Genomic DNA, 23655 nt, shown 5'->3' with positions numbered 1-23655 from the left:
TCACCACCAGCCCTTCGACTTCCGGGCCGCCTTGGCGCGCGCGGCCTCCGTGATCAGCCGCTGACGCTCGGCGTGCAGCGCGGTCAACTCGGCGTTGAGTCGCATCTCGGCGGCGTTGCCGGTGGCGTCCATCCGCTCCTCAGCACGTCCCGCGCTCCGGCCGCGGGCGACGCGGTAGGAACCGCCGGCCAGAGCGCGGGCCATCGCGCGGCGCTCGCTGCCGTTGAGCGGCCACCACTCGCCGCGGCGGACGGCTTCCAGTTTCTTCGCGGTCGTCTGGATCTCACGATCCAGACGACGCAGGTCGGCGTTGCTCACGAAGGGCTCCCTTCCGGGTAGGCGCAGGGCACGCACATGCCGAGCGACGGCGGGATGACGTATCCCGCATCCGTGCGGCACTCGGGGCAGACGCGGCGGGCGGCGTTGGCCTTGGCCAGCGCTGCCCAGCGGGCCGGGGTCATCGGGCGTACGGGTTTGGCCTGGTCGATGCGGTAGAGGTAGGCGACCAGCGGCGGCCGGCGACGGCGCGGCCTCTCCAACTGCGCGGCCACGTCCTGACCGCCGGGGCGCAACCCGCGGGCGCGGAGCTGGCGACGGGTGGCGTAGCCGTCCGGGGCCAGCCGCCACCGGTAGACGGGAAGGGCGGCCATCACGCGGCCTGGAGACCGCGTTCGGCGCGCAGGGCGTCACGCAGGCTGCGGGCGTTGGCCGGGGAGGTACGGACCTCACGGCGGATGCCCTCGGCCGTCAGCCTGGCGTCCGGCCAGTCGGCGGTCGCCTTCCGTGCCTCGGCCAGCAGCTCATCGCGGCTGCGCTTGGGGCGCGGGGTGCGGGCGGCCTCGGGCACGCGGCCCGTGGCCCGGCGCGGCCGGGTCGACTCGGCCGCCACCGCGCGCCGCACGGCCGGCGACGCGGTCGGTGTCGCGGTCGGCTGCTCGACGGCGCGGGTCGCCTTGGCCGGGATGGTCGACTTCAGGAAGCCGACGGCCACCGGTCGGGGCAGCGCCGTGACGTTCGGCGTGATCGGTGCCGGGGTCGATACCGTGAGGTCGGAACTAGACTGTTTCCTCTCGGTCCCGGTCGATTCCTCCACATTCGCGGTCGGGAGCGGGATCGGGGCGGGGCGGTGGTGCAGCACCTTGGCCACGAGGTCTGACCCGAAGTAGATCGACCCGACCGGCAGCGACGTGGCGAGCAGCACGAGCGCCCAGTTCGCCGGGTCCCAGTCCGCCAGTCGACCCCAGTCAACCGACCGGCCGTGCAGCTCGGGAACCAGGCCGTGCACGTAGTTGAGCACGAGCGAAGCGATCGTGTAGCCGGCCAGCACCCGCAGCGCGAACACCCGATCCCGCCCCGCCAGCACGAGCGTGGCGATCAGAGCAAGCGCCATCAGGCCGTCGACCACGAACGGATACAGCATCGCCGCCGTGTCATCCGCACCGATAGCCCCCGCAATATCCCGCAGGGCGTTCCAGGACACGCGAAACGCCATCACGACCACAACGACCAGCGCGAACACCAGGGCCGCGCGCCCCTTGCGGTGAAGGCTCATGCCGCACCCCCCGGAAGGCTCACGCCCACCGTGCGGTTGACCAGCGCGACACGAGCGGCCAGCGCCCGACGCCGCGCCCGCCGGATACGGCGCTCGTCCAGCTCCGTCGGCGTGCGGTCGAGGGACACGATGTGCGCGTCCAACAGCTCGACGTCCGCCAGGATGACGGGCATCTCCAGCTCGATCGCGTTCAACTCCTTGTCCGTCGGCTCCATGAAGTCGGCGAACGCGGTAACAGCGTCCTGAACAGTGACGATGTGGTCCATGGGTCGTGCTCTCCCTCGCAGGTGAACGGCCCGAACAGCGCCCCCGGAGTGCCAGCTCCGGGGGCGCGCGCCGTTGAAGTGAAAGCCGCACGGGAGTCGTGCGACGGACCGCAGAAGTGCGGTCAGTGCCTCGGGTCGGATTCGATCCGACGCCCTCACGGCGAGATGCCGAGGCAGCAGGGTGTCTCCTTTGGGGTGCCGCACCCGTATCAGGTAGCGCGGCATGACCTCCGTTGTAGGCGTACGGAGACATGACCTTTCGGTCTAAGCCCTCCCGAATGACCAGGGTCGGGTGCGCCCTCGGCCCGCTCTATCCCGGGCCCCTTGAGGCTGCAACAGCCTCCGATGTCTTGCGTTCGTGCAGGTCAAGCAGCCACGAGGGCACCTCCCCCCGTCTTGCTTAGGGGGGGTTCCCAACGCGCTGATAGGTACCGTAGGCAAACTGACGGCTGCACGCAACCCCCTCTCGCGGTAGAGTCTGATAGACCCCCTAGGCGACGTTGGGAGAACCGTGCAGGACGACATGCAGAAGGTCTCCGGGATCACAGACCCCGTTGACCGCGCCAAAGCCGCAATCGACCTGATGGCGCGGTACCAGAGCCACGTGAACGAGCTGTCCCGCATCCGCCGGGAAGCGATCGAAGAGGCTCAGGCATCGGGCATGACCCAAGCCGAGATCGCGAAGCGACTCGGGGTCAGCAGGGGGCGCGTGGGTCAGCTCGCGTCAGCCGGCCCGCCGCCGGAGCGCGCATTCTTTGGCACGGACCTGGTCACGGTGTCGCTCGGAGGCAAGTACGAAGCAGGCAAGGGGCCCGATCAGAACCCCAGCGAAGTGGTCACCCGAGAGGACCTGAACAACTTCGAGCACCTGCGCAAGCTGTTGGGCGGGATGAAGCTCGACACGCAGTACGAGGTGATTCCGCCCACCGGAATCGTGAACCTCAACCGGGACAACCACGTCGTGATCTGCGGCCCTCGCCTCTCCCCGATCGTGGCGCAGGTACTCGAAGGTGACGACAACCTTCGGTTTGCCAAAGACAGCACGTGGCACCTAGTGGACCAGGTGGCCGGGAAGGAGTACCGGTCGCCACAGGACGAAGACGGGTCAGCCGGCGACGTCGGGTACCTGGGTCGGCTCCCACGATTGGACGGAAAAGGGACGTTCCTCTATATCGCCGGTATCCATGCAATCGGCGCGAACGGAGTCGTTCACTTCCTGGAGAACAACCTGGCAGAGCTTTACCGAGAGGTTCGCACGCGTCGCTTCTCCACCCTGATTTCGTGCCGTTACCACCCGAAGACGCTCGAAGTGCTGGAGAGCCGACGCGTCACTCCGCTGTACCGACACGAGGGCTGAGAATGCGCGTCGCCATTGAAACCCAACCTGGTGGAGCCGCTCCCAACGAAGACTGGGTGGCCGGTACGCCGACGCTCGCCGTCGTGCTGGACGGACTCAGCACGGCAGGCCTGGACACTGGATGCCGCCACGGCGTGCCCTGGTACGTGACGCACCTGGGTAGTCAGCTTGTGGGCGCGCTCGCAGACCCGGACACGTCACTCACCGCGGGTCTGGCGGATGCCCTCGAACGGGTGGCCGCGCTGCATCCCGAATGCGACCTGGACAACCCCGGAACACCCTCGGCGACGGTGGCGATCCTTCGGGAGCGCCCCGGTTTCCTTGACCACCTGGTCTTGGCGGACTCGCCCATCGTGCTGGAAGGTGCCGACGGCTGCACCGTGCACACCGACCTGCGGGTGGACGGCGTCCTCCCCGAGTTGCGGGCGGAAGTCGAGCAGTACGAGACGCACACGGCGGAGCATCGGGAAGCACTCCGCCGGCTCGTCACCGAGCAACGTCAGACCCGCAACACACTCACCGGCTACTGGGTCGCTGCCTCGGATGCGGAAGCTGCCGCTCACGCCATCGTCGGCAGCACTCCCACCGAGGACGTACGGGCCGCGGCGGTGCTCTCCGACGGCGCGTCGCGACTGGTCACCGAGTACGGCATGGCCACGTGGTCCGAAGTCTTCACAACGCTCCGCACCGGCGGCCCGCAAGAACTGATCGCCACCGTGCGAAAGGTCGAAGCCACCGATCCCACCGGGCGGCGGTGGCCGCGCTACAAGTCCGGCGACGATGCCGCCGTAGCCTTCTGTCAGTGGTGACAGTGGCTGGTCAGTGCGCCGAGTGTTCGTCTCACTCCGTCTCAGTTTCCGTCTCATTCACCCCCGTCCGGAGCCGTCCACAGCGGTTCACGCTCCGGGCGGGGCGACGGGAGTGAACGGGGTTGAACGGCTATGGATCACGCCGTGACCAGCGCGGACAAACCTGCAAAGCGAGTTACGTGGGTTCGAATCCCGCCACGGCCTCCAGTCTCAGCCGTCGCGTCGGCCAGGGGGGCGGCTCCGACGGGCCGAACCAGACGCGGACGTCCTCGCCGGTGCGGACCGGCAGGCGGGGGAAGTCGTTCTCCGCGTGTTCCGTGCGGTGCAGGGCGTGGCCGAGGGTCAGGTGCCGGGCGGCGTACGCGTCGAAGGCCGTCTCGTCCGGCGGGTGGCAGATGTGCGCGAGGACCTCGTCGGCGCCGGGCGGCGGGGTGTGGCCGGGACCGCGCAGCAGCAGGACGTCGTCGCTGTCGACCATCGTGGCGTTGGCCGCCTCCCGGTGCTGCCGCCACACCGGGCCGTCGTAGAACGCCTCCAGCGCGCGGCGGCGGTGCGCCATGTCGGGGAAGGCGCGCATCCAGACGAACCGGTCCGGGTCGTCCAGGTCGCGGTACCGGCCGCCGACGGTGATGCCCACCGCCTCCTGACCGGTCACGAACTCGCGCTCGAACAGCTCGATCAGGGTGTCCCGGGCGCCGGGGTGGAGGGTGTACTGCCGGAGTTCGACGATGCTCATGCGCGCAGGTTAGGGGCGGTCCGCTGACATCTTCTGTCAGTGGAGTGCGGTGGGGTGCGGCGATACTGGGCGTCATGCGTGCGAGCCGGTTGGTGACCCTGCTTCTGCTGCTGCAGGACCGGGGGCGGATGACGGCCCGGCAGCTGGCCGCGGAGCTGGAGGTGTCGGTGCGGACCGTCTACCGGGACGTCGAGGCGCTCGCCGCCGCCGGGATCCCGCTCTACGGCGACGCCGGGCACGCCGGCGGCTACCGGCTGGTCGACGGCTACCGGACCCGCCTCACCGGACTGACCGCGGACGAGGCGCGGGCCGCGTTCCTCGCCGCGCTCCCCGGTCCCGCCGCCGAACTCGGCCTCGGCGAGGCGCTGGCCACCGCCCGGCTCAAGCTGCGGGCCGCCCTCCCGGCGGAGCTGCGCGAGCACGCCGAGCGTCTTCAGGAGTGCTTTCTGCTCGACGCGCCGGGCTGGTACGGCGACGCCGACCGGGCGCCTCATCTGACCGCGGTCGCCGCCGCGGTGTGGGACCGGCGTGCGGTGGTGCTGCGGTACCGGCGCTGGCGGGCGCCGGAGGAGATCGAGCGGCGGGTGGAGCCGTACGGGCTGGTCCTCAAGGCGGGCCGCTGGTACCTGGTCGCCGGCGGGCCGTCCGGGATCCGCACCTACCGGGTGGACCGGATCCTCGAACTGCGGTCGCTGGAGGAGGAGTTCGACCGTCCGGACGGGTTCGACCTGGCCGGGTACTGGGACGGCTACCTGGCAGACTTCCGGGCGCGCCTGCACACCGGGGAGGCCCTGGTGCGGCTGACCCCCGAGGGCGCCCGCCGCCTCGGCGTGACCCCCGCCGGCGACGGCTGGACGCGGGCGCGGGTGCCCATCGAGTCGGTCGACCACGCCCACGGGGAGTTTCTGCGCCTCGGCGCGGACGTCGAGGTCCTCGCGCCGGCCGAACTGCGCGACCGCATCGCCGAGACGGCACGCACCCTGGCCGCCCGCTACGGGACACGGGCGACTGAGGCGGACACCCCCTAGCTAGGACCCGTTGAGCAGCCAGAGGGTGAAGGCGAGGGTGGAGACGTCCCGGCTGAGCGGATGCAGAATCGCCTCGCGCTCGCTCCAGATGTGCACCTCGCCGGTCGCGCCGTCGACGACCACGCTGTGGTCCTCGGCCGGGTGGCCCAGGCGTATCAGGTGGTCGGCGCGGGCGGGGAGCCGGCCGCCGGGGCGTTCGGCCTCGTAATAGGCGGTGAGGGTGGGCAGCGGGACGTCCATGTCCAGGTGGAAGAGTCGGCCGTCCTCCGGCAGGCCCGTCTCGCGCAGGAAGCGGCGCGTCGGCTCGTGGGTGAGCGCCGCGGGGAAGTCGAGCTCCTCGAAGCGGACGATGCCGCCGCGCCCGAACTCCTCGGCCAGCAGCCGTCCCGGCACGTCCAGCGCCAGGCCCGAGGCGGCGTCACGGCGTAGCTCCGCCAGTTCCTCCGCGGCCGTGGCGAACCGCAGCAGCGTGCACAGCGCCGGGTCGGCCGGGGGCGGCGCGCTCACGCCGCCGAGCAGAGAGGCGCACGTCAGCAGATCGGCGAGGGCGTCTTCGGCGAGCGTCTCCTCGCAGAGGGCGGCGGAGATCGTGGTGGCGGCGCCGGTCGTGGTGGCGGTCGCGGCGGCGACGCCGGGCACGGTGCCGCCCGTCGTGACCGTCCCGGCAGTGAGGCGCTCGGTCGTGGCGGCCACCGTCATCGCGGTCACCGGCGTGACGGTCTCGGTCGTGATCATGGCTCCCCCGCGCATGCTCGCTCGAAGCGAGGACGCGGACGGCCGCCTTCGTCGTTCGACGCGGTCGCCGTCGTCCTCACTGCCCAGAACACTACGCGCCCCCACTGACAATCGCTCCCACCTGCGGAAACGACCGCCCTGGGGGTACCCGCCCCCCGCGGGGATCACCCCGTGACCACCACCGCGGCCTGCGGGCGGATCGGCAGGCGGTTGACCGGGCGGCCCGTCGCCGCCCGCACCGCCGACGCGATCGCCGCCGGGGACGCCACGACCGGGACCGCGCTGACCGCCTTCGCGCCGAACGGCGCCACCACGTCCCGCTCCTCGATCAGCTTGACGATCCGGATGTCGGGCGCGTCCAGGGCCGTCGGCAGGGCGTAGCCGGTGAGGTCGGGATGGCGGATCACACCGCGCGGCGTACGCAGGTTCTCGGTGAGGGCCACGCCCACGCCCTGGGTGACGCCCGCCTCGATCCGGGCCGCCAGCTGCGCCGGGTTGAGGATCCGGCCGACGTCCTGGGCGACCGCCAGCTCCACCACCCGCACCGAGCCCAGTTCGATGTCGACGTCCACCACCGCGCGGATCGCGCAGAAGGCGAGCCCCACGAAGGCGTCGCCCTGACCGGCCTCGTCGAGCGGTTCGGTCGGGTGGGGGCGGCACTGGGCGGTGGCCCACAGCTCCTTGCCCTCCAGCGCCTCGGCGACCGTGGTCGACAGGACGCCGTCGTACGAGGTGATCTTGCCGTCGGCGATCTGGAGCAGCTCCGCCGACATGCCGAACTTGTGCGCGAGGGGCTGCAGGAGCTGGGTGCGGACCATCTTGGCCGCCCGCTCCACCGCGCCGCCCGACACCCAGGTGTGGCGGCCCCGGCAGCCGGCGCCGGCCGGGGGCTGGTCGGTGTCCACGGGGGCGACGTGCACCTCGTCCACGCCGAGGATCTCCTGGACGATCTGGCGGGCGAGCGTGCTGAAGCCCTGCCCGGTCTCCACGGCCGCGCACAGCACGGTCGCGACGCCGTCCTGGACCTTCACCGTCGCCGTGGAGACCTCGTCGGCGCCCTCGGCGCCGAGCATGTGCACCATGCCCACGCCGTAGCCCACGCCCCGGCGCACGGCGCCGGGCTCGCCCGCGCCCTCGGGGCCGCCGGGCAGCAGCCACTCGTCCTCGGGCGTGTCCTTGGGCAGCGCCGGCAGCGGGAAGTCGCGTACCGCCCGGAGGAGTTCGGCGACCGGCGCGGGGCAGGTCACCGTCTGGCCGGTCGGCAGGACGTCGCCGGTCGCCATGACGTTGCGCAGCCGCAGCTCCGCCGGTTCGACGCCGAGCTTCTTGGCGAGCTTGTCCATCTGCGCCTCGTAGGCGGCGCACACCTGCATGGCGCCCTCGCCGCGCACATGGCCCGAGGGCGGGTTGTTGGTGCGCACGGCCCAGCCCTCGATGAAGGCGTTCGGCACGACGTAGGGGCCGCAGGCGAAGGAGACGGCGGCGGCGAGGGCGTCGGAGGACGTGTCGGCGTACGCGCCCGCGTCGAGCAGGATCTGCGCCTCGACCTTGACCAGCCGGCCCTCGGCGTCGGCGTGGTGGCGGTAGCGCAGCAGCGTGGGATGTCTGTGCGCGTGCCCGAGGAAGGACTCCTCGCGCGTGGCCGTGAGTTTCACCGGGCAGCCGGTCTTCAGGGCGAGCAGTCCGAGCGGGAGCTGGAAGCCCTGGTCCTCGCGGTCGGCCGTGGCGCCGGGCACGCCGGTGACGACGACCTTCACCCGTTCGGGCTCCAGCCCGTAGCAGGCGGCGGCCGTGTCGCGGTCGGTGTGCGGGTCGGTGGAGGCGACGTACAGCTCGACGCCGCCGTCCGGGCGGGGCACGGCGAGGCCGGCCTCGGCGCCGATCGGGGCGGGGTCCTGGCGGCCGATGCGGTAGAGGCCCTCGACCACGATCTCGCCGGCCGCCTCAGGGTCGCCGTGGCGCAGCGGGATGTGCCGGATCAGGTTGCCGTCGGGGTGCAGCGGCTCGGCCTCGAACGCCTGCTCGGGGTCGGTCACCGGGTCGAGCACCTCGTACTCGACGATGACGGCCGCCGCGGCCATCCGCGCGGTGTCCGGGTGGTCGGCGGCGACGGCGGCGATGGGCTCGCCGTGGTGCCGTACGACCTCGGAGGCGAAGACGGGGCGGTCGGCCTTGCCGCGTCCGTGCAGCGGGTTGCCCGGGACGTCCTCGTGCGTGACGACCGCGCGGACGCCGGGCATCTCGCGCGCGTGGGTGGTGTCGATGGACACGATGCGCGCGTGCGGGTGCGGTGAGCGCAGCACGGCCGCCCACAGCAGGCCCTCCGCCCACAGGTCGGCGGCGTAGGGGAAGGTGCCCTCCGTCTTGGCGCCCGCGTCGGCCGCGGGCAGGGACGCGCCGAGACCGTGCGGCAGCGGCTCGGGGGCGGAGAGGGTCTCCGCGGCGGTGGTCGCGGTGGCGGTTTCGTTGCTCACGCCGGGCCTCCGTCCTGTCCCTGTCCCTGGTCGCGTCCTGGTCCGTGCCCGTGTCCGTTGCCGTACGTCCGGTCGTCCGGCGGCGTGTCGGGCCGGTCGTACAGGCCCGAGGTGCGGGGGGACTCGAACGCCGACGCGTTGACGCCGCCGGCGCCGGGGCCCGCCTGCTGAGGAATACGCGGCTCGTCGCCGTCGTGTTCGGACGCCTCGGGCGCGGCGTGCGCCTCGCGTTCGGACACGACCTCCTTGACGGCGTCCAGGACGGCCCGGTAGCCGGAGCAGCGGCACAGGTTGCCGCACAGCGCCTGGCGGGTCTCCAGCTCGGTCGGCGCCGGATTGCCCTCCAGGAGGTCGTGCACGGTCATCGCCATGCCGGGCACGCAGAAACCGCACTGCACCGCGCCGCACTTGGCGAGCGCCCGCTGCACGTCCGAGGGCTGTCCGTCGGCGGCCAGACCCTCGACCGTACGGACCTCGCTGCCGGCGGCGGTCGCGGCCGGCACCAGGCAGGACGCGACGAGACGGCCGTCGACCTGGACGTTGCAGGCGCCGCACTCGCCCTGGGAGCAGCCGTCCTTGGCGCCCGCGAGACCGAGCCGCTCGCGCAGCACGTAGAGCAGCGACTCGCCGATCCAGGCGTCGGCGACCGGGCGCTCGGCGCCGTTGACGCGCAGGACGTAGGAGGCGAGGGGGTGTTCGTCGTGGGGGGCCGCGGGTGCGGCGGGGGCGTCCGGAGCGTCGGCCGCCTCGGAGGTGCCCCGGGCGTCCTCGGGCCGCGGCTCGGGGGCGCCGTCCGGGGCGTCCTGCGCTGCGGCCGTCGCCGGCTCCTGCGCGGCCTGCCCTGCGGCAGGGGTGGACGGCGGGTCACCGGCCGGGGGCTCCGCGGGGCTCCCAGGGGCCTCGGCGGGCCCTGCCGACCCGGTTTCGGGGGTCGCGTCGGCGGTCTCACGGTGCACGGGGGCAGGCTGTGAGGGCTCCGCGGGCGGTGAGGCGTCGCCGGGGGCGTCGGGCCGCGGCGCGGGACGCGTGTACGCCTGCGCGGACACCTCGGCGGCCGGGCGCCCGGCGTGTCGCGGGTGCTCGCCGTGCGCCGACTGCCCGCCGTGCGCCGACTGCTCGGCGTGGGACGGCTGCCCGGCGTGGGACGGCTGCCCGGACTCGTCGGGGTACCCGTCGTGACCGGGCTGCTCCGCGTGACCGCGATGCTCCCCGCGACCCGGCCGCTCGACGTACCCGGGCTGCTCGGCGTGCTCCTGCCGGTCCTGCCGCTCCGGCTGGTGCGTCGCCCACGGGGCCGACGCGCCGCCGGGCAGGGTCGTCGGCGGGGTACCGCCCCACTGCTCGACCAGGGACGACGTGGTGAACTCGCCCGATTCGTCCGGGATGTCCCCGTTCGCCACGGGAATCGACCACTGCCCGGTCACGTCGTGCCCCGGCGCGGGCGCCGACGGCTCCCCCGTCCCGGCGTCCTCGAAGGACCACTGCTGGGTGGCGCCGGGGTTGTACGCGAACCGGTCCTGCCCCGAGCCGTCCTGTCCGGCGTTCGGGTCGGGCCACTGCGCGCCCTCGGGCGGCATGGCCCAGCTGCCCGTGGCGGCCGGGTCGGTGCCCGCCGTCGTCGCGGGCGCGACCGTTATCTGCGGCGGCACGTAGCCGTGGCCCGGCGCGGCGAGCGGCGACTCGGAGGAGGCCGGCTGCGCGTCGAGACCGCCCTCGGGGAGCGTGACGAAGGCGGTCGCGCCGTCGTCGTAGTCGCCCTGCGGCAGCGGGTCCCAGCGGCCGCCGCCGCCCGGGGGCGTGCCCTGTCCGTGCTGTTCGTCGGTCACGACAGCGCCCTCCCCAGTGCTCGTCGGGCCAGCGCGGCGACGGTGCGCCGCAGGTGCAGTACGGCGGGCGGAAGCTGCGGTACGGAGCCGTCCTCGGCCGGCGCGGGGTCGGGGATGCAGGCCGCGGCGACGTACTCGCCGAAGGCGCCCAGCGCCTCGGGGACGACCGCGCGGTCGTTGTCCCAGTCGATGAGCTGGGCGACCCACTGCTCGGCGTCCAGCGGGCGCAGCGGCATCGGCGCGATGGCACCGACCGCGCACCGCACCCCGCGCCGGGCCGGGTCGAGGACCAGCGCGACGGAGGCCACCGCGCGGCCCGGCCCGGTCCGGCCGGTCGCCTTGAGGAAGACCTGCGGGGCGTGCAGCAGCGGCACGCGCACGTATCCGATGAGCTCCCCGGGGCGCAGCGTCTCCATGCCGGCCAGCAGGTGCGACACCGGGATCTCCCGGCGGGCGCCGCCCGCGCCCGCGATGATCAGCGTGGCTTCCAGGGCGGCCAGCACCGGCAGCGCGTCGCCGGTGGGCGCGGCGGAGGCGATGTTGCCGCCGAGGGTGCCGGCGTTGCGGATGTGCGGCGGGCCCGCGGCGCGCGCGGCGGCGGCGAGCGCCGGGATCAGGGCGGCGAAGTCGGGGCGGCCCATCCGCGCGTGGGTGAGTCCGGCGCCGAGCAGCGCGTGGCCGTCCTGGTACTGCCAGCCGCGGATCTCGCTGATGCGGCCGAGGCCGACCAGCGCGGCGGGCCTGAGCTGTCCGCTGTTGACGGCGGCCATCAGGTCCGTGCCGCCCGCCACGGGTACGGCGGCGGGCATGGCGGTGAGCGCCGCCACTGCCTCGTCCAGCGTGGCGGGCAGCGTGACGGCCTGCGCCGCCTGCGGTGCGTGCGTGGTCAAACCGGCTGCCCCTTCCCGCTGCCCCACCTGGTCCCGCCCGTGTGGCCCGTACGGTACGTGCCGACAGGGCGGACGTGGCAACTCTGGCACATCTTCGCAGGGCTCGAACGCGGGGGTCCGCTAGGAGGCATTCGCCCACCTGACCGGCGAGATGGCCAGCTTTTTTCCACTTCCGTCCCATTTCGGCCGCACTTCACGGGTGCACCGACATTGACACTCTTCGGTGACCGTTGTGAAGGTTTTGCGTCACACCCACCCGACCGGGCCGTCTCAGGCGCTGGGCGGCGGTCCGTCGATCGGGCGGCCGAGGACGCCCGGCCTCCGCTGCCAGGGGCGCGGGCCGGAGGGCGGCCGGTAGGCGACGCCGAGCGCGTCGAGCCGCCGGTAGTGGACGGCCATCCGCCGCTCGAATGCGGCGAAGTCCCGGTCGGCGGGGGCGGGCAGGGCGCTCCAGGCCACCTCGGCGAACGCGGCGAGCCGCGGGAACGCCTGGTAGTCCACGCGCGCCTGGTCCTCCATCACCTCGGTCCACAGGTTGGCCTGCGTGCCGAGGACGTGCTCGGCTTCCGCGGGGGTCAGCTCCGGGGGCACGGGCTCGAACCGGTAGACGTCCTCCAGGGTGCGGACGTAGCCGATCGGCACGGGCTCGTCGTCCCCGGCGGCCTGCCGGTGGTCGAGATAGACCTGCTGCTCGGGGCACATGACGACGTCGTGGCCGGCCCGCGCGGCGGCGATCCCGCCCGCGTACCCGCGCCACGAGGAGACGGCCGCGCCCGCCGCGAGACCGCCCTCCAGGATCTCGTCCCAGCCGATGAGCCGGCGTCCGCGCGCGGCGAGCCAGGCGTCGAAATGGCCGATGAACCACGCCTGGAGCGCGTTCTCGTCCGCGAGCCCGAGTTCCGCGATGCGCGCCTGCGCCGTAGCCGACCGCTGCCACTGGTCCTTGAGGCACTCGTCGCCGCCGACGTGGATGAACTCCGACGGGAACAGCTCCAGCAGCTCCTCGAACACCCCTTCGTAGAAGCGGAGGGTGTCGTCCGTGGGGGCGAGGACGTTGGCGGAGATTCCCCAGTTGTCCCAGACGGTGAGGGCGGTGGTGTCGATGACGTCGGTGTTGCCGAGTTCCGGATACGCGGCGATGGCGGCCTGCGAGTGTCCCGGTACGTCGATCTCCGGGACGACGGTGATGTGCCGCTCGGCGGCGTAGGCGACGATCTCCCGGATGTCGTCGTGGGTGTAGAAACCGCCGTGCGGCTTCTCCTCCCACAGCGGCGAGGCACGGTGACCGATTTTCGTCCGCGCCCGCCAGGAGGCGACCTCGGTCAGCCTCGGATACCGCTCGATCTCGACGCGCCAGCCCTGATCGTCCGTCAGGTGGAAGTGGAAGACGTTGAGTTTGTGCGCCGCCATCAGGTCGAGGTGGCGCAGCACGCCCTCCTTGGGCGTGAAGTGCCGGGCGACGTCGAGCATGAGGCCGCGCCAGCCGAAGCGCGGGGCGTCCTCGATCGTCACGTACGGCAGCTGCCACTCCGCGCCCGGGCGCACGGGAGCCCGCCGGAAGGCGTCGGGGCCGAGCAGCTGACGGAGGGTCTGCGCGGCCCAGAAGACGCCGGCCGCGCCGCCGCCCTCCAGGCGCACCCGGCCGTCGACGACGAGACGGTACCCCTCCGGGGGCAGGCCGGGGTCGATGCCCAGCACGATGCCGCGGTCCGGATCACCCGGTCCCTCGGGCAGCGGCAGCCCGGTCGCCGCGCCGACCGTCGCCCGCAGCCAGCGCGCGACGCCCTCGGTCCCGGGCAGCGCCCGGAGCCAGGTCCCCTCGTCGAGGCGCGTACGGCCCGCCCCGTCCCGGCGCAGCAGCCGCGGCGCCGGAATCACATCCACCCCGTCGCTCATCCCAGCCCTTCACAGATGTGATCGAACGTGAGCGCCCCCGGGGCGCGCCGAACGCACCCCGGGGGCCTTGCGTGTGCCACCGGACGGACGAGGTCCGGGAGTGACCTCCGGACGGACACGGTCCGGGGAGGACCTCCGGACGGGCGAGCCCGGGATGGTCCCCCGACCAACGCGACGAACGAGCCCGAGAGAGAGCCCCCCGACGAACGAGCCCGGCAGAGCTCTGCCCGTCCGGAGATCTACTTGTCGCCCTTGCCCTTGCCCTTGTCGTCGCCGCCGGCGCCCATGGACTCGTAGATCTCCTTGCACATGGGGCACACGGGGTACTTCTTCGGGTCGCGGCCGGGCACCCACACCTTGCCGCACAGCGCCACGACGGGCGTGCCGTCGAGCGCGCTCGCCATGATCTTGTCCTTCTGGACGTAGTGGGCGAAGCGCTCGTGATCGCCGTCGCCGTGGGAAGTCTGCGGCGTGGGCTCGACGAGGGTCCCCGTACCAGTCCCGCGCTCGGGCTCGAGAGTGCTCATACCGCCAAGGGTACTGAAGCTCACACGCATCAGTTGAGCGAAGGGTCGTCCGGATACGTGGCCACCATCGCCAGCTCGTTGCGCTGCCGGCGCAGCACCTCGCGCCACAGCCGCTCCGGCTCCGGGGAGTAGACGTCGCCGGGCTCGGACTCCACGACGTACCAGGCGCCCTCGGCCAGTTCGTCCTCCAGCTGGCCCGGGCCCCAGCCGGCGTACCCGGCGAAGATCCGCAGCGAGCCGAGGGCGGAGGCCAGCAGCTCGGGCGGGGCCTCCAGGTCGACCAGGCCGATCGCGCCGTGCACGCGCCGCCAACCGAGGGGCGCGCCGTCGCCGGACCCGCCGCCGGGGATGACGGCGACGCCGAGGGCCGAGTCGAGGGAGACCGGCCCGCCCTGGAAGACGACGCCGGGCTCGCCGGCCAGGTCCGCCCACGCCTCCAGGATGTCGCCCACGCCCACCGGCGTCGGGCGGTTGAGGACGACGCCGAGCGAGCCCTCCTCGTCGTGGTCGAGGAGCAGCACCACCGCGCGGTCGAAGTTCGGGTCCGCCAGGGCGGGCGTTGCCACGAGCAGCCGCCCTGTGAGCGAGGACACCTCGGTCATGCCACACATGATCCCGCATCTTCCCGGCGCATGGGGAGCCAATCCGTCCACCGGGGTGTGCGCAGCTCAGGGGCGGACGGGAGCGGACGGGGCGCACGGCCGCCCCGGGCGGGACCGTGGTGACCCCTTGTGCCCGATTGGGAACGGTTCGTGTTGTGACACAGCCATGACGTCCCCGGGTGGTCCCTGGGCTTACGGCAGGGGGGTCGGCGGCGATTACTCTGTCCATCCGGCCCTTGCCCGATCCAGCCGTTTCCCGGCCCCGGCCCTGCCCAACGTCAGCCCAACTCATCGGAACGCGAGATACATGACCGTCAACGGCACTGACGACGTACTGCTTGTCCATGGCGGCACCCCGCTCGAGGGCGAGATCCGTGTCCGCGGTGCGAAGAACCTCGTACCCAAGGCCATGGTCGCCGCCCTGCTGGGCAGTGCGCCGAGTCGGCTGCGCAACGTCCCGGACATCCGCGACGTCCGCGTCGTGCGCGGCCTGCTCCAGCTGCACGGGGTGTCGGTCCGTCCGGGTGAGGAACCGGGCGAGCTGGTGCTGGACCCGACGCATGTGGAGAGCGCGAACGTCGCCGACATCGACGCGCACGCGGGGTCGAGCCGGATTCCGATCCTGTTCTGCGGCCCGCTGCTGCACCGGCTCGGGCACGCCTTCATCCCCGGTCTCGGCGGCTGCGACATCGGCGGCCGGCCCATCGACTTCCACTTCGACGTGCTGCGGCAGTTCGGCGCGACGATCGAGAAGCGGGCGGACGGCCAGTACCTGGAGGCGCCGCAGCGGCTGCGCGGCACCAAGATCCGGCTGCCGTACCCGTCCGTCGGCGCGACCGAGCAGGTGCTGCTGACGGCGGTGCTGGCCGAGGGCGTGACGGAGCTGGCGAACGCGGCGGTGGAGCCGGAGATCGAGGACCTCATCTGCGTGCTGCAGAAGATGGGCGCGATCATCGCGATGGACACCGACCGCACGATCCGCATCACCGGTGTGGACCGGCTCGGCGGCTACACCCACCGCGCCCTCCCGGACCGCCTGGAGGCGGCCTCCTGGGCGTCCGCGGCGCTGGCGACCGAGGGCGACATCTACGTCCGCGGGGCCCAGCAGCGGTCGATGATGACGTTCCTGAACACCTACCGCAAGGTCGGCGGCGCGTTCGAGATCGACGACGAGGGCATCCGCTTCTGGCACCCGGGCGGGCAGCTGAAGTCGATCGCGCTGGAGACGGACGTGCACCCCGGCTTCCAGACCGACTGGCAACAGCCGCTGGTGGTGGCGCTGACGCAGGCCACCGGCCTGTCGATCATCCACGAGACGGTGTACGAGTCCCGGCTCGGCTTCACCTCGGCGCTGAACCAGATGGGCGCGCACATCCAGCTCTACCGCGAGTGCCTCGGCGGCTCCCACTGCCGCTTCGGCCAGCGCAACTTCCTGCACTCCGCGGTGGTCTCCGGCCCGACCCGCCTCCAGGGCGCCGACCTGGTCATCCCCGACCTGCGCGGCGGCTTCTCCTACCTCATCGCGGCCCTGGCGGCCCAGGGCACGTCCCGGGTCCACGGCATCGACCTGATCAACCGGGGTTACGAGAACTTCATGGAGAAGTTGATGGAACTCGGGGCGAAGGTCGAACTGCCCGGCAAGGCTCTGGGCTGACCCGGCGGGCAGCCCTTCCTGAACGACCATGGGGCGGCCACCCCGATCGGGTGGCCGCCCCATTGGCGTTGCCGCTGCGCCCTAGCGGGCCCCGCACGCCGTCCCGCGGTGTGCGTACGGCAGGGTCACTTGCCCTTGGCGGCTTCCTTGAGCTTGGAGCCCGCGGAGACCTTCACGCTGTAGCCGGCCGGGATCTGGATCGGGTCGCCGGTCTGCGGGTTGCGGGCGGTGCGAGCGGCACGGTGGGTGCGCTCGAAGGTCAGGAAGCCGGGGATGGTGACCTTCTCGTCGCCCTTGGAGACGATGTCGCCGACGACCTCGGCGAACGCGGCCAGGACGGCGTCGGCGTCCTTGCGGGTCACCTCGGCGCGGTCGGCCAGCGCGGCCACCAGCTCACTGCGGTTCATTTTCTTACTCCCGTGTTCTTCTTGCTGTTGGGGCGTGCCACGCGGCGGAGCCGCCACCGGGCACAGCGAAGCCGATGCTGCCAGGGTCCTCGGACGGTGCCCGGACCGGGTCCGTCGTCAGACGCTCGCGCCCCTGGGGGTGCCCCCAGGACTCCGTCCTGGAGGAGCATCCTGCCCCCACCTGCGGCGGGAAAGCCAATCCGGCACCCGTAGGAGTCGTGAGAACACCCTTGGGAGTCACGGTGAGCGCCACGGCCTCGACGTGGTGACGCCCAGTCCGCTCCCGGCAGCGGAACGCGAGGTCTTCCGGACCCGGGAGACCCGAGTCCGGCCGCCACCCTAGAGGCCCGTACGCCGCGCGCGGTTCCGCGACGCGCCGTCGCGGCGCCCGATCGTGGCGATGCTCACAGCCACGACGTCACACGAACGAGGCCGTTCAGGAGCCGGTCGCCGACGCGCCCGCCGCCTTCGCGGCCTCCCGCACCGCCCCGGCCACGGCGCCCGCGACCTTGTCGTTGAACACGCTGGGGACGATGTAGTTCGGGTTCAGCTCGTCCTCGGTCACCACGCCGGCCAGGGCCTTCGCGGCGGCGAGCATCATCTCCGTGTTGACGGTGCGGGACTGGGCGTCCAGCAGACCGCGGAACACACCGGGGAAGACCAGCACGTTGTTGATCTGGTTGGGGAAGTCGGAGCGGCCGGTGGCGACAACTGCCGCGGTCTGCCGGGCGATTGCCGGGTCGACCTCGGGGTCCGGGTTCGCGAGCGCGAACACGACCGCGTCGTCGGCCATCGCGGCCACGTCCGTGCCGTCGAGGACGTTGGGGGCGGAGACGCCGATGAACACGTCGGCGCCGCGCACGGCGTCCTTGAGGGTGCCGGTGACGCCCTCGGGGTTGGTGTTGTCGGCGATCCAGCGCAGCGCCGAGCCGGGCGCGGCGTCGACCAGGTCCTCGCGGCCGGCGTGCACGACGCCGTGGATGTCGGCGACGACGGCGTGCTTGACGCCCGCGGCGAGCAGCAGTTTGAGGATCGCCGTACCGGCCGCGCCGGCGCCGGACATGACGACGCGCACGTCGCCGACTCCCTTGCCCACCACGCGCAGTGCGTTGGTGAGGGCGGCGAGGACGACGATGGCCGTGCCGTGCTGGTCGTCGTGGAAGACGGGGATGTCGAGCGCCTCGCGCAGGCGGGCCTCGATCTCGAAGCAGCGCGGCGCGGAGATGTCCTCCAGGTTGATGCCGGCGAAGCCCGGGGCGATGGCCTTGACGATCTCGACGATCGCGTCGGTGTCCTGGGTGTCGAGGCAGATCGGCCAGGCGTCGATGCCGGCGAACCGCTTGAAGAGGGCCGCCTTGCCCTCCATCACGGGCAGCGCGGCCTTGGGGCCGATGTTGCCGAGCCCCAGCACGGCGGAGCCGTCCGTCACGACCGCAACGGAGTTGCGCTTGATGGTGAGGCGGCGGGCGTCCTCGGGGTTCTCGGCGATGGCCATGCAGACGCGGGCGACACCGGGCGTGTAGATCATGGAGAGGTCGTCACGGTTGCGGATGGGGTGCTTGGACGCCATCTCGATCTTGCCGCCGAGGTGCATCAGGAACGTACGGTCGGAGACCTTGCCGAGCGTGACGCCCTCGATGGTGCGCAGCTTGCCCACGATCTCGTCGGCGTGCGCGGTGGAGCTCGCCGCGATGGTGACGTCGATGCGGAGTTTCTCGTGCCCGGACGCGGTGACGTCGAGGCCGGTCACCGAGCCTCCGGAGGACTCCACGGCGGTGGTGAGCTGCGAGACGGCCGTTCCGCTCGCGGGCACCTCCAGCCGGATCGTCATCGAGTAGGAGACGCTGGGCGCCGTTGCCATGGCCGACTTCCTCTGCTTTCACCGTGTCGCTCTGTTGCCGTCCGATCGTCGCACCTACCGCCGGGTAGGCGGTAGCCGCCCCGGGTTACGGACGTTGTGTTCACAGCGGAGGCACACGAAAGAGGCCCGCGTCACCCGAAGGTGACGCGGGCCTCGCACACGTTTGGTGACACCGACCCGCCATGCTCGCCTCGCGGCAAGTGGTCGCTCGTAGCGACGAAGGTTGGGCCCGGGGGCTTGGATCGGGCCGGTGTCACATCCAGGCTAACAAACGGATCCGGCGAGACCATTCCCTGCGGCGCGACTATTTCGGATCAGTCCCGCAGCAGGTCCGGCACCCCCGCCTCGTCCGGCTCGTCCCGCTCCGCGGAGACGATGGTCAGCTGCTGGGTCGCCCTGGTCAGCGCCACGTACAGCACGCGCAGCCCGGCGGGCGACTCGTCGGCGATCTCGGCCGGGGAGACGACCACCGTCGCGTCGTACTCCAGGCCCTTCGCCTCCAGGCTGCCCAGCGCCACCACCCGGTCGCCGAGTCCGGCGAGCCAGCGGGCGGCCTCCTCGCGCCGGTTCATGGCGACGACGACGCCGACCGTGCCGTCAACCCGGTCCAGCAGCCGCGCGGCCTCCTCCCGGACGGTCTGCGGGAGGGAGTCCCGTACGACGCTGAAGCGCGGCTCGACCCCGGTGGAGCGGACCGCCGACGGCGACTCGGAGCCGGGCATGGCCAGCGCCAGCACCTTCGCGGCCAGCTCGGCGATCTCCGCGGGGTTGCGGTAGTTCACCGTGAGCCGGAAGCGGCGGCGCGGGCGGCTGCCGAGGGCCTCGTCGCGGGCCTCGGCCGCCTCGTCCGGGTCGGACCAGGACGACTGCGCCGGGTCGCCGACGATCGTCCACGTGGCGTGCCGGCCGCGGCGGCCGATCATCCGCCACTGCATCGGCGTGAGGTCCTGGGCCTCGTCGACGATGACGTGGGCGTACTCGACCCGCTCCTGCGCCAGCCGCTCGGCGCGCTCGCGCTGCGACTCCTCGCGCACCGGCATCAGCTCCTCCAGGCCGGTGAGCTGGTCGAGCGGGTCCAGCTCGCGCCGGCGGCGCGGGCGGGCCGGGGCGCCGAGGACGGCCTGCAGCTCGTCCAGCATGGCGATGTCGTGCACCGAGTGGCCGTCCCGCTTCAGGGAACGGGCGACCTTGCGCACCTCCCCCGGGTTCAGGATCCGCCGGGCCCAGCGGCCGAGCCGGCGCTCGTCGGCCATCGCGCGCAGCACGGCCTGCGGGGTCAGTTCCGGCCACCATGCGTCCAGGAACTCGATGAACGGGTCCTCGGAGACCACGTCCTCGTCGAAGGAGGAGCGCAGTTCTGCGGCCAGCTCCGGGTCGGTGTGGCGGGTGGCGCCGCCCGACTTCTCCCACAGGGCGTCCAGCAGCAGCTTGCGGGCGCGCGGGCGCAGCAGGTTGACGGGCGCGGTGCCGCCGAGGGCGATGCGGCGGATGTGCTCCAGCTCCCCGGCCTCCAGCTCCAGCCGGCGGCCGAAGGCGACGACTCTCAGCCGCTGCGGCGAATCGTTCAACTCCAGCGCGCCGCGGGCGGCCTTCCGCAGCACCTTGAGCATGCGGTACGAGCCCTTGGCGCGGGCCACGGCCGGGGAGTCGTACAGCGTGGCCTCCGCCCCGTCGACGAGCGAGCCGATCGCGCGGATCGCGACCTGCCCCTCCTCGCCGAGGGAGGGCAGCACGCCCTCGGTGTACGCCACCAGCAGCGGGGTCGGCGAGACGATCAGGATGCCGCCCGCGTACCGGCGCCGGTCCTGGTAGAGGAGGTACGCCGCCCGGTGCAGGGCGACGGCTGTCTTGCCGGTGCCGGGCCCGCCCTCGACGTACGTCACGGAGGCGGCGGGGGCCCGGATGACCAGGTCCTGCTCCGCCTGGATGGAGGCGACGATGTCCCGCATGGTGTGGCTGCGGGCCTGTCCGAGGGCGGCCATCAGCGCGCCGTCGCCGATCACCGCCAGCTCGTGGCCGTCAAGGAACGCCGTCAGCTCGGGACGCATCAGATCGTCCTCGACGCCGAGGACGCGCCGCCCCTTGGAGCGGATGACCCGGCGCCGTACGACCCGGCCCGGGTCGACCGGCGTCGAGCGGTAGAACGGCGCGGCGGCGGGCGCCCGCCAGTCGATGACCAGCGGGGCGTAGTCCTGGTCGAGGACGCCGATGCGGCCGATGTGCAGGGTCTCGGCGATGTCGGCGGTGCGGTCGGCGCGGATGGCGCCCTCGGCGGGCTCCACCGCCGTGTACGCGCCGTCGGGGCCCTTCTTGCCGTCCTTGCCGGGCAGCAGGTCGATCCGGCCGAAGAGGAAGTCCTCGAACTCGTTGTTCAGCCGGTTGAGATGCACCCCCGCCCGGAAGACCTGGGCGTCCCGCTCGGCGAGCGCTCCGGGAGTGCCGACCTGGCCGCGCTGGGCCGCGTCGTGCATGAGGAACTCCGCCTCGTGGATCTTTTCCTCGAGGCGCCGGTACACCCGGTCCAGGTGCTCCTGCTCGACGCCGATCTCTCGGTCGCGGACGGAGTCCCGGGCGGGATCGAGCGCGGTTTCCTGTTGAGCCTGAGCGGCCACCGGGCCCCCTTCTGACGTGCTGGGCAGCCGTCCACCGTACGCGAAGGGGACCGGTTCAGGCTACGCGTCGACCTCCACGAGTCGGCGTCCGTCGAAGGTCATGACCTCGAAGTGGTCGATCTCGTTGGGGGTGAGGGCGGCGCCGCCCTGGACGTAGAGCGGGTTCTTGGCCTGCTCGGTCGTGGCGTTCGGGATGCCGTACCCCCAGTCCGGGACGGACCAGGAACTGACCGTCTCCCGCTCGCCGTTCTTGCCGACGGCGATCAGGGCGCACTTCTCGGGACCCTTGACGTTCTTCAGCTCCAGCACCGCGCTGGTGCCCCACGCCTTCTTCTCCAGGGCGACGGTCGCGCTGACCGCCGTGCCCGGGTCGGTGGCGGTGACCCGGTCGGGCATGGCCTCGAAGGCGATCTCGGCCGGACTGGACGCCCGCAGCGGGACGTTGCCACCGCCGGAGTCGTCGCCGCCCCCGGTCGCCGCGACCGACACCAACGGGCCGCCGACGATCAGCGCGGCGGCGGCCGCCACCATGTACATCCCGCGCCGCCGCTTCTCCGCCCGGCGCTCGGCGACCTCGTCGACCAGCGCCTCCGCCAGCCGCGGGCTCGGACGCGCGGACAGCGACTCCCCGATCGCGGGCGTCCCGGCGCCCGGCAGGTCGGCGAGCGCCGCCAGCATCGGCTCCATCCCGGCCAGCTCGTCGAGCTGCTGGGCGCACCATTCGCAGCCGGCGAGATGGGCCTCGAAAGCGGTCGCCTCGGCGTCGTCGAGAATCCCGAGGGCGTAGGCGCCGACGGTCTCGTGTTCGTTCGGGCCCGTTGATCCCTGACCCTGCATGGGCTGCATGGGCTGCATGGGGCCAGACGTACCCGGACCCTCCGCTCCGAATCCCCCGTAACCGCTCATCACGCCGTCACCCCCCGCTCCTCCAGTGCCAGCTTCATGGAACGCAGGGCGTAGAACACCCGCGAGCGGACGGTGCCGCTGGGTATGCCGAGCGTTTCCGCCGCCTCATTGACGGTACGCCCCTTGAAGTACGTCTCGACGAGCACCTCCCGGTGGGCCGGGGTCAGGTCGTCGAGCGCGTCCGACAGCGTCATCAGCCACAGCGCCTTGTCGATCTCGTCCTCCGCGGGGATGACCTCCAGCGGCGACGGGTCGACCTCCTGCGGCCGGGCCTGCCGGCTGCGGTGGCCGTCGATGACGATGCGCCGGGCGACCGTCACCAGCCAGGGGCGTACCGAACCGGTCGCTCGGTTGAGCCGACCGGCGTTCTTCCAGGCACGGATGAGCGTCTCCTGCACGACGTCCTCGGCGCGCTGGCGGTCTCCGGCGACCAGCCGCAGCACATAGGCGAGCAAGGGTCCGGCGTGCTCGCGGTACAGCGCGCGCATCAGCTCCTCGTCGGGCTCCGACGCGGGCTGGGTCATGCGATGTCGGGCCCTCGCTCCGCGTTCCCTGGCCACGGCCGCATCCTTGCGCACGCCCACCTCCGGTGTCCGGGGGTTCCCCCAGTCGGTCGCTCGAGGACGGGTACGGATGCGAGGGGGCGGTGTGTTCAAAGGGGCGGGAATTTTCTCGGGGGGTTCGATGGAGGTTCGATGCGTATCGGCCCGACGGCCCGGCCCGGCGCGGAACGGCCCGGCGCCCGACGCCTGACGGCCCGAAAGGCCGACGACCTGACGCGGCGCCCGCCGACTTCAGCGGCGTGGCTCGGGACGCGCCCCCGCCCCCGTGCGCCGTCGGTGCCGGGCCACCCGTTCGCGGTTGCCGCAGATGTCGCCGGAGCACCAGCGCCGGCGGTGACCGCGAGAGGTGTCGAGGTAGACGATGGGGCAGTCGTCGCCGGCGCACCGGCGCAGGCAGGCGCGGGCGGCGGGGTCGGTGAGCAGGTCCACGGCGTCGCGGGCCACGAGGGACAGCAGGGCCGCGCGGTCGGGGAGCCGGTCCAACTCCCGGACCAGTGTGCCGTCGTCGGCGCGGACGGCGTGTGGGGCGGGGGGCGCGGCGTGGGCCGCGGCGTTGACGCGGGCGAGAGCGAGGTCGTCGGGGGGAGACGGGGACGCAGGCGGGGGTGGGGATGGGGATGGGCTGGGGCCCGTGGGCAGGGCGCCGCGCGTCAACAGCGCGATCGCGTCCCGCAGTTCGCGGAAGGGCGGCAGCCAGGAGGCGTCGACGTGGGCGAGCGGCGTGCCCGGCGGTACGAGACCGGCCCCGCTGATCCACGCGCGCAACACCAGTACGGAGTCGAGCCGTTCGGTGGGATGGGTGGTCGCCGGCAGGTCGAGGCAGACGCGTCCGGCGTCGAACCGCAGCGCGTACGAGGAGGACGAGGCCGTGGCCGTACTCGGTGCCATGCGCCTGTCACCGCCCAGGGTCGGAGGGTGCCGGAAGGTGCCGGAGAGTTCCGCCGCCTCCTCCCA

The 23655-nt window shown here is 72.7% G+C and carries 21 protein-coding genes and 1 pseudogene; 4 read left to right on the top strand and 18 right to left on the bottom strand.

The genetic code is table 11. The annotated features are described in order from the left end of the window. The 4 genes from ABZY13_RS03605 to ABZY13_RS03590 are packed head-to-tail and all read right to left on the bottom strand — an operon-like array spanning window position 1 to window position 1818. Window positions 1-318 (bottom strand): hypothetical protein, encoded by a 318-nt coding sequence (locus ABZY13_RS03605; RefSeq protein WP_356627214.1) that lies wholly within the window; start codon window positions 316-318, stop codon window positions 1-3. Beyond that, entirely contained in the window at window positions 315-650 is a 336-nt protein-coding gene (locus ABZY13_RS03600; protein WP_356627213.1) for an RRQRL motif-containing zinc-binding protein, read from the bottom strand. The genes ABZY13_RS03605 and ABZY13_RS03600 overlap by 4 nt, the downstream gene beginning before the upstream one ends. After that, entirely contained in the window at window positions 650-1552 is a 903-nt protein-coding gene (locus ABZY13_RS03595; protein WP_356627212.1) for a DUF2637 domain-containing protein, read from the bottom strand. Before ABZY13_RS03595 ends, ABZY13_RS03600 begins: the two co-directional genes overlap by 1 nt. Next, window positions 1549-1818, bottom strand: coding sequence for a DUF6284 family protein (locus ABZY13_RS03590; RefSeq protein WP_356627211.1), 270 nt, complete (start codon window positions 1816-1818; stop codon window positions 1549-1551). Before ABZY13_RS03590 ends, ABZY13_RS03595 begins: the two co-directional genes overlap by 4 nt. A gap of 511 nt (window positions 1819-2329) precedes the next feature. Between ABZY13_RS03590 and ABZY13_RS03585 the strand changes: the two genes are divergently transcribed. Together ABZY13_RS03585 and ABZY13_RS03580 are read left to right on the top strand one after the other, a co-directional pair. Then, a complete protein-coding gene (locus ABZY13_RS03585; RefSeq protein WP_356627210.1) occupies window positions 2330-3175 on the top strand; it encodes a sigma-70 region 4 domain-containing protein in 846 nt (281 codons plus the stop codon). Window positions 3176-3177: 2 nt separating this feature from the next. Further along, window positions 3178-3984, top strand: a complete 807-nt coding sequence (locus ABZY13_RS03580; protein ID WP_356627209.1) for a hypothetical protein — start codon at window positions 3178-3180, stop codon at window positions 3982-3984. A 175-nt stretch (window positions 3985-4159) separates the two neighbouring features. Here the strand turns inward: ABZY13_RS03580 and ABZY13_RS03575 are convergent, their stop codons facing one another. Next, complete coding sequence (locus ABZY13_RS03575) at window positions 4160-4720, bottom strand: NIPSNAP family protein (RefSeq protein ID WP_356627208.1); 561 nt, start codon at window positions 4718-4720, stop codon at window positions 4160-4162. Window positions 4721-4794: 74 nt separating this feature from the next. Here ABZY13_RS03575 and ABZY13_RS03570 point away from each other — a divergent pair, with 74 nt between their 5' ends. Further along, the gene (locus ABZY13_RS03570) at window positions 4795-5748 is read left to right on the top strand and encodes a YafY family protein (protein WP_356627207.1); all 954 of its coding nucleotides are present in this window, start codon (window positions 4795-4797) and stop codon (window positions 5746-5748) included. Between the two features lie 9 nt (window positions 5749-5757). Here the strand turns inward: ABZY13_RS03570 and ABZY13_RS03565 are convergent. The 7 genes and pseudogenes from ABZY13_RS03565 to ABZY13_RS03535 all read right to left on the bottom strand — a co-directional run. Beyond that, window positions 5758-6159: pseudogene (locus ABZY13_RS03565) on the bottom strand (SUKH-4 family immunity protein); the annotation flags it as partial. 488 nt (window positions 6160-6647) lie between these two features. Beyond that, entirely contained in the window at window positions 6648-8957 is a 2310-nt protein-coding gene (locus ABZY13_RS03560) for a molybdopterin cofactor-binding domain-containing protein (RefSeq protein ID WP_356627206.1), read from the bottom strand. Next, window positions 8954-10783, bottom strand: coding sequence for a 2Fe-2S iron-sulfur cluster-binding protein (locus ABZY13_RS03555; protein WP_356627205.1), 1830 nt, complete (start codon window positions 10781-10783; stop codon window positions 8954-8956). Before ABZY13_RS03555 ends, ABZY13_RS03560 begins: the two co-directional genes overlap by 4 nt. Then, window positions 10780-11673 carry an FAD binding domain-containing protein gene (locus ABZY13_RS03550; protein ID WP_356627204.1) on the bottom strand — a complete coding sequence of 298 codons (894 nt, stop codon included), beginning with the start codon at window positions 11671-11673 and terminating at the stop codon, window positions 10780-10782. Before ABZY13_RS03550 ends, ABZY13_RS03555 begins: the two co-directional genes overlap by 4 nt. Before the next feature lie 270 nt (window positions 11674-11943). Then, window positions 11944-13569: a beta-N-acetylhexosaminidase gene (locus ABZY13_RS03545; protein WP_356627203.1), complete on the bottom strand. Its 1626-nt coding sequence runs from the start codon at window positions 13567-13569 to the stop codon at window positions 11944-11946. 239 nt (window positions 13570-13808) lie between these two features. Next, window positions 13809-14096 (bottom strand): DUF3039 domain-containing protein, encoded by a 288-nt coding sequence (locus tag ABZY13_RS03540; protein ID WP_019754409.1) that lies wholly within the window; start codon window positions 14094-14096, stop codon window positions 13809-13811. A gap of 29 nt (window positions 14097-14125) precedes the next feature. Beyond that, entirely contained in the window at window positions 14126-14698 is a 573-nt protein-coding gene (locus tag ABZY13_RS03535; protein WP_356627202.1) for a YqgE/AlgH family protein, read from the bottom strand. Between the two features lie 307 nt (window positions 14699-15005). Between ABZY13_RS03535 and murA the strand changes: the two genes are divergently transcribed. After that, window positions 15006-16352 carry a UDP-N-acetylglucosamine 1-carboxyvinyltransferase gene (gene murA, locus ABZY13_RS03530; RefSeq protein WP_356627201.1) on the top strand — a complete coding sequence of 449 codons (1347 nt, stop codon included), beginning with the start codon at window positions 15006-15008 and terminating at the stop codon, window positions 16350-16352. Window positions 16353-16477: 125 nt separating this feature from the next. Here the strand turns inward: murA and ABZY13_RS03525 are convergent, their stop codons facing one another. The 6 genes from ABZY13_RS03525 to ABZY13_RS03500 all read right to left on the bottom strand — a co-directional run bounded on the left by ABZY13_RS03525 (window position 16478) and on the right by ABZY13_RS03500 (window position 23589). After that, on the bottom strand, window positions 16478-16759 hold the full coding sequence (locus tag ABZY13_RS03525; RefSeq protein ID WP_004000874.1) for an HU family DNA-binding protein: 282 nt from the start codon (window positions 16757-16759) through the stop codon (window positions 16478-16480). A 436-nt stretch (window positions 16760-17195) separates the two neighbouring features. Continuing rightward, on the bottom strand, window positions 17196-18620 hold the full coding sequence (locus tag ABZY13_RS03520) for an NAD-dependent malic enzyme (protein ID WP_356627200.1): 1425 nt from the start codon (window positions 18618-18620) through the stop codon (window positions 17196-17198). Between the two features lie 314 nt (window positions 18621-18934). Further along, on the bottom strand, window positions 18935-21232 hold the full coding sequence (locus ABZY13_RS03515) for a UvrD-helicase domain-containing protein (RefSeq protein ID WP_356627199.1): 2298 nt from the start codon (window positions 21230-21232) through the stop codon (window positions 18935-18937). Between the two features lie 60 nt (window positions 21233-21292). Continuing rightward, window positions 21293-22087 (bottom strand): zf-HC2 domain-containing protein, encoded by a 795-nt coding sequence (locus tag ABZY13_RS03510; RefSeq protein WP_356627198.1) that lies wholly within the window; start codon window positions 22085-22087, stop codon window positions 21293-21295. A gap of 50 nt (window positions 22088-22137) precedes the next feature. Beyond that, window positions 22138-22722, bottom strand: a complete 585-nt coding sequence (locus ABZY13_RS03505) for a sigma-70 family RNA polymerase sigma factor (protein ID WP_356627197.1) — start codon at window positions 22720-22722, stop codon at window positions 22138-22140. Between the two features lie 210 nt (window positions 22723-22932). After that, window positions 22933-23589: a CGNR zinc finger domain-containing protein gene (locus tag ABZY13_RS03500; protein ID WP_356627196.1), complete on the bottom strand. Its 657-nt coding sequence runs from the start codon at window positions 23587-23589 to the stop codon at window positions 22933-22935. Window positions 23590-23655: the final 66 nt, after the last annotated feature.

It is taken from the genome of Streptomyces sp. NPDC006610, assembly GCF_040611575.1.
Taxonomy (GTDB): Bacteria; Actinomycetota; Actinomycetes; order Streptomycetales; family Streptomycetaceae; genus Streptomyces.
Note: the sequence above shows the minus strand (reverse complement) of the source record. Positions and strands in the feature narration are given on the sequence as shown.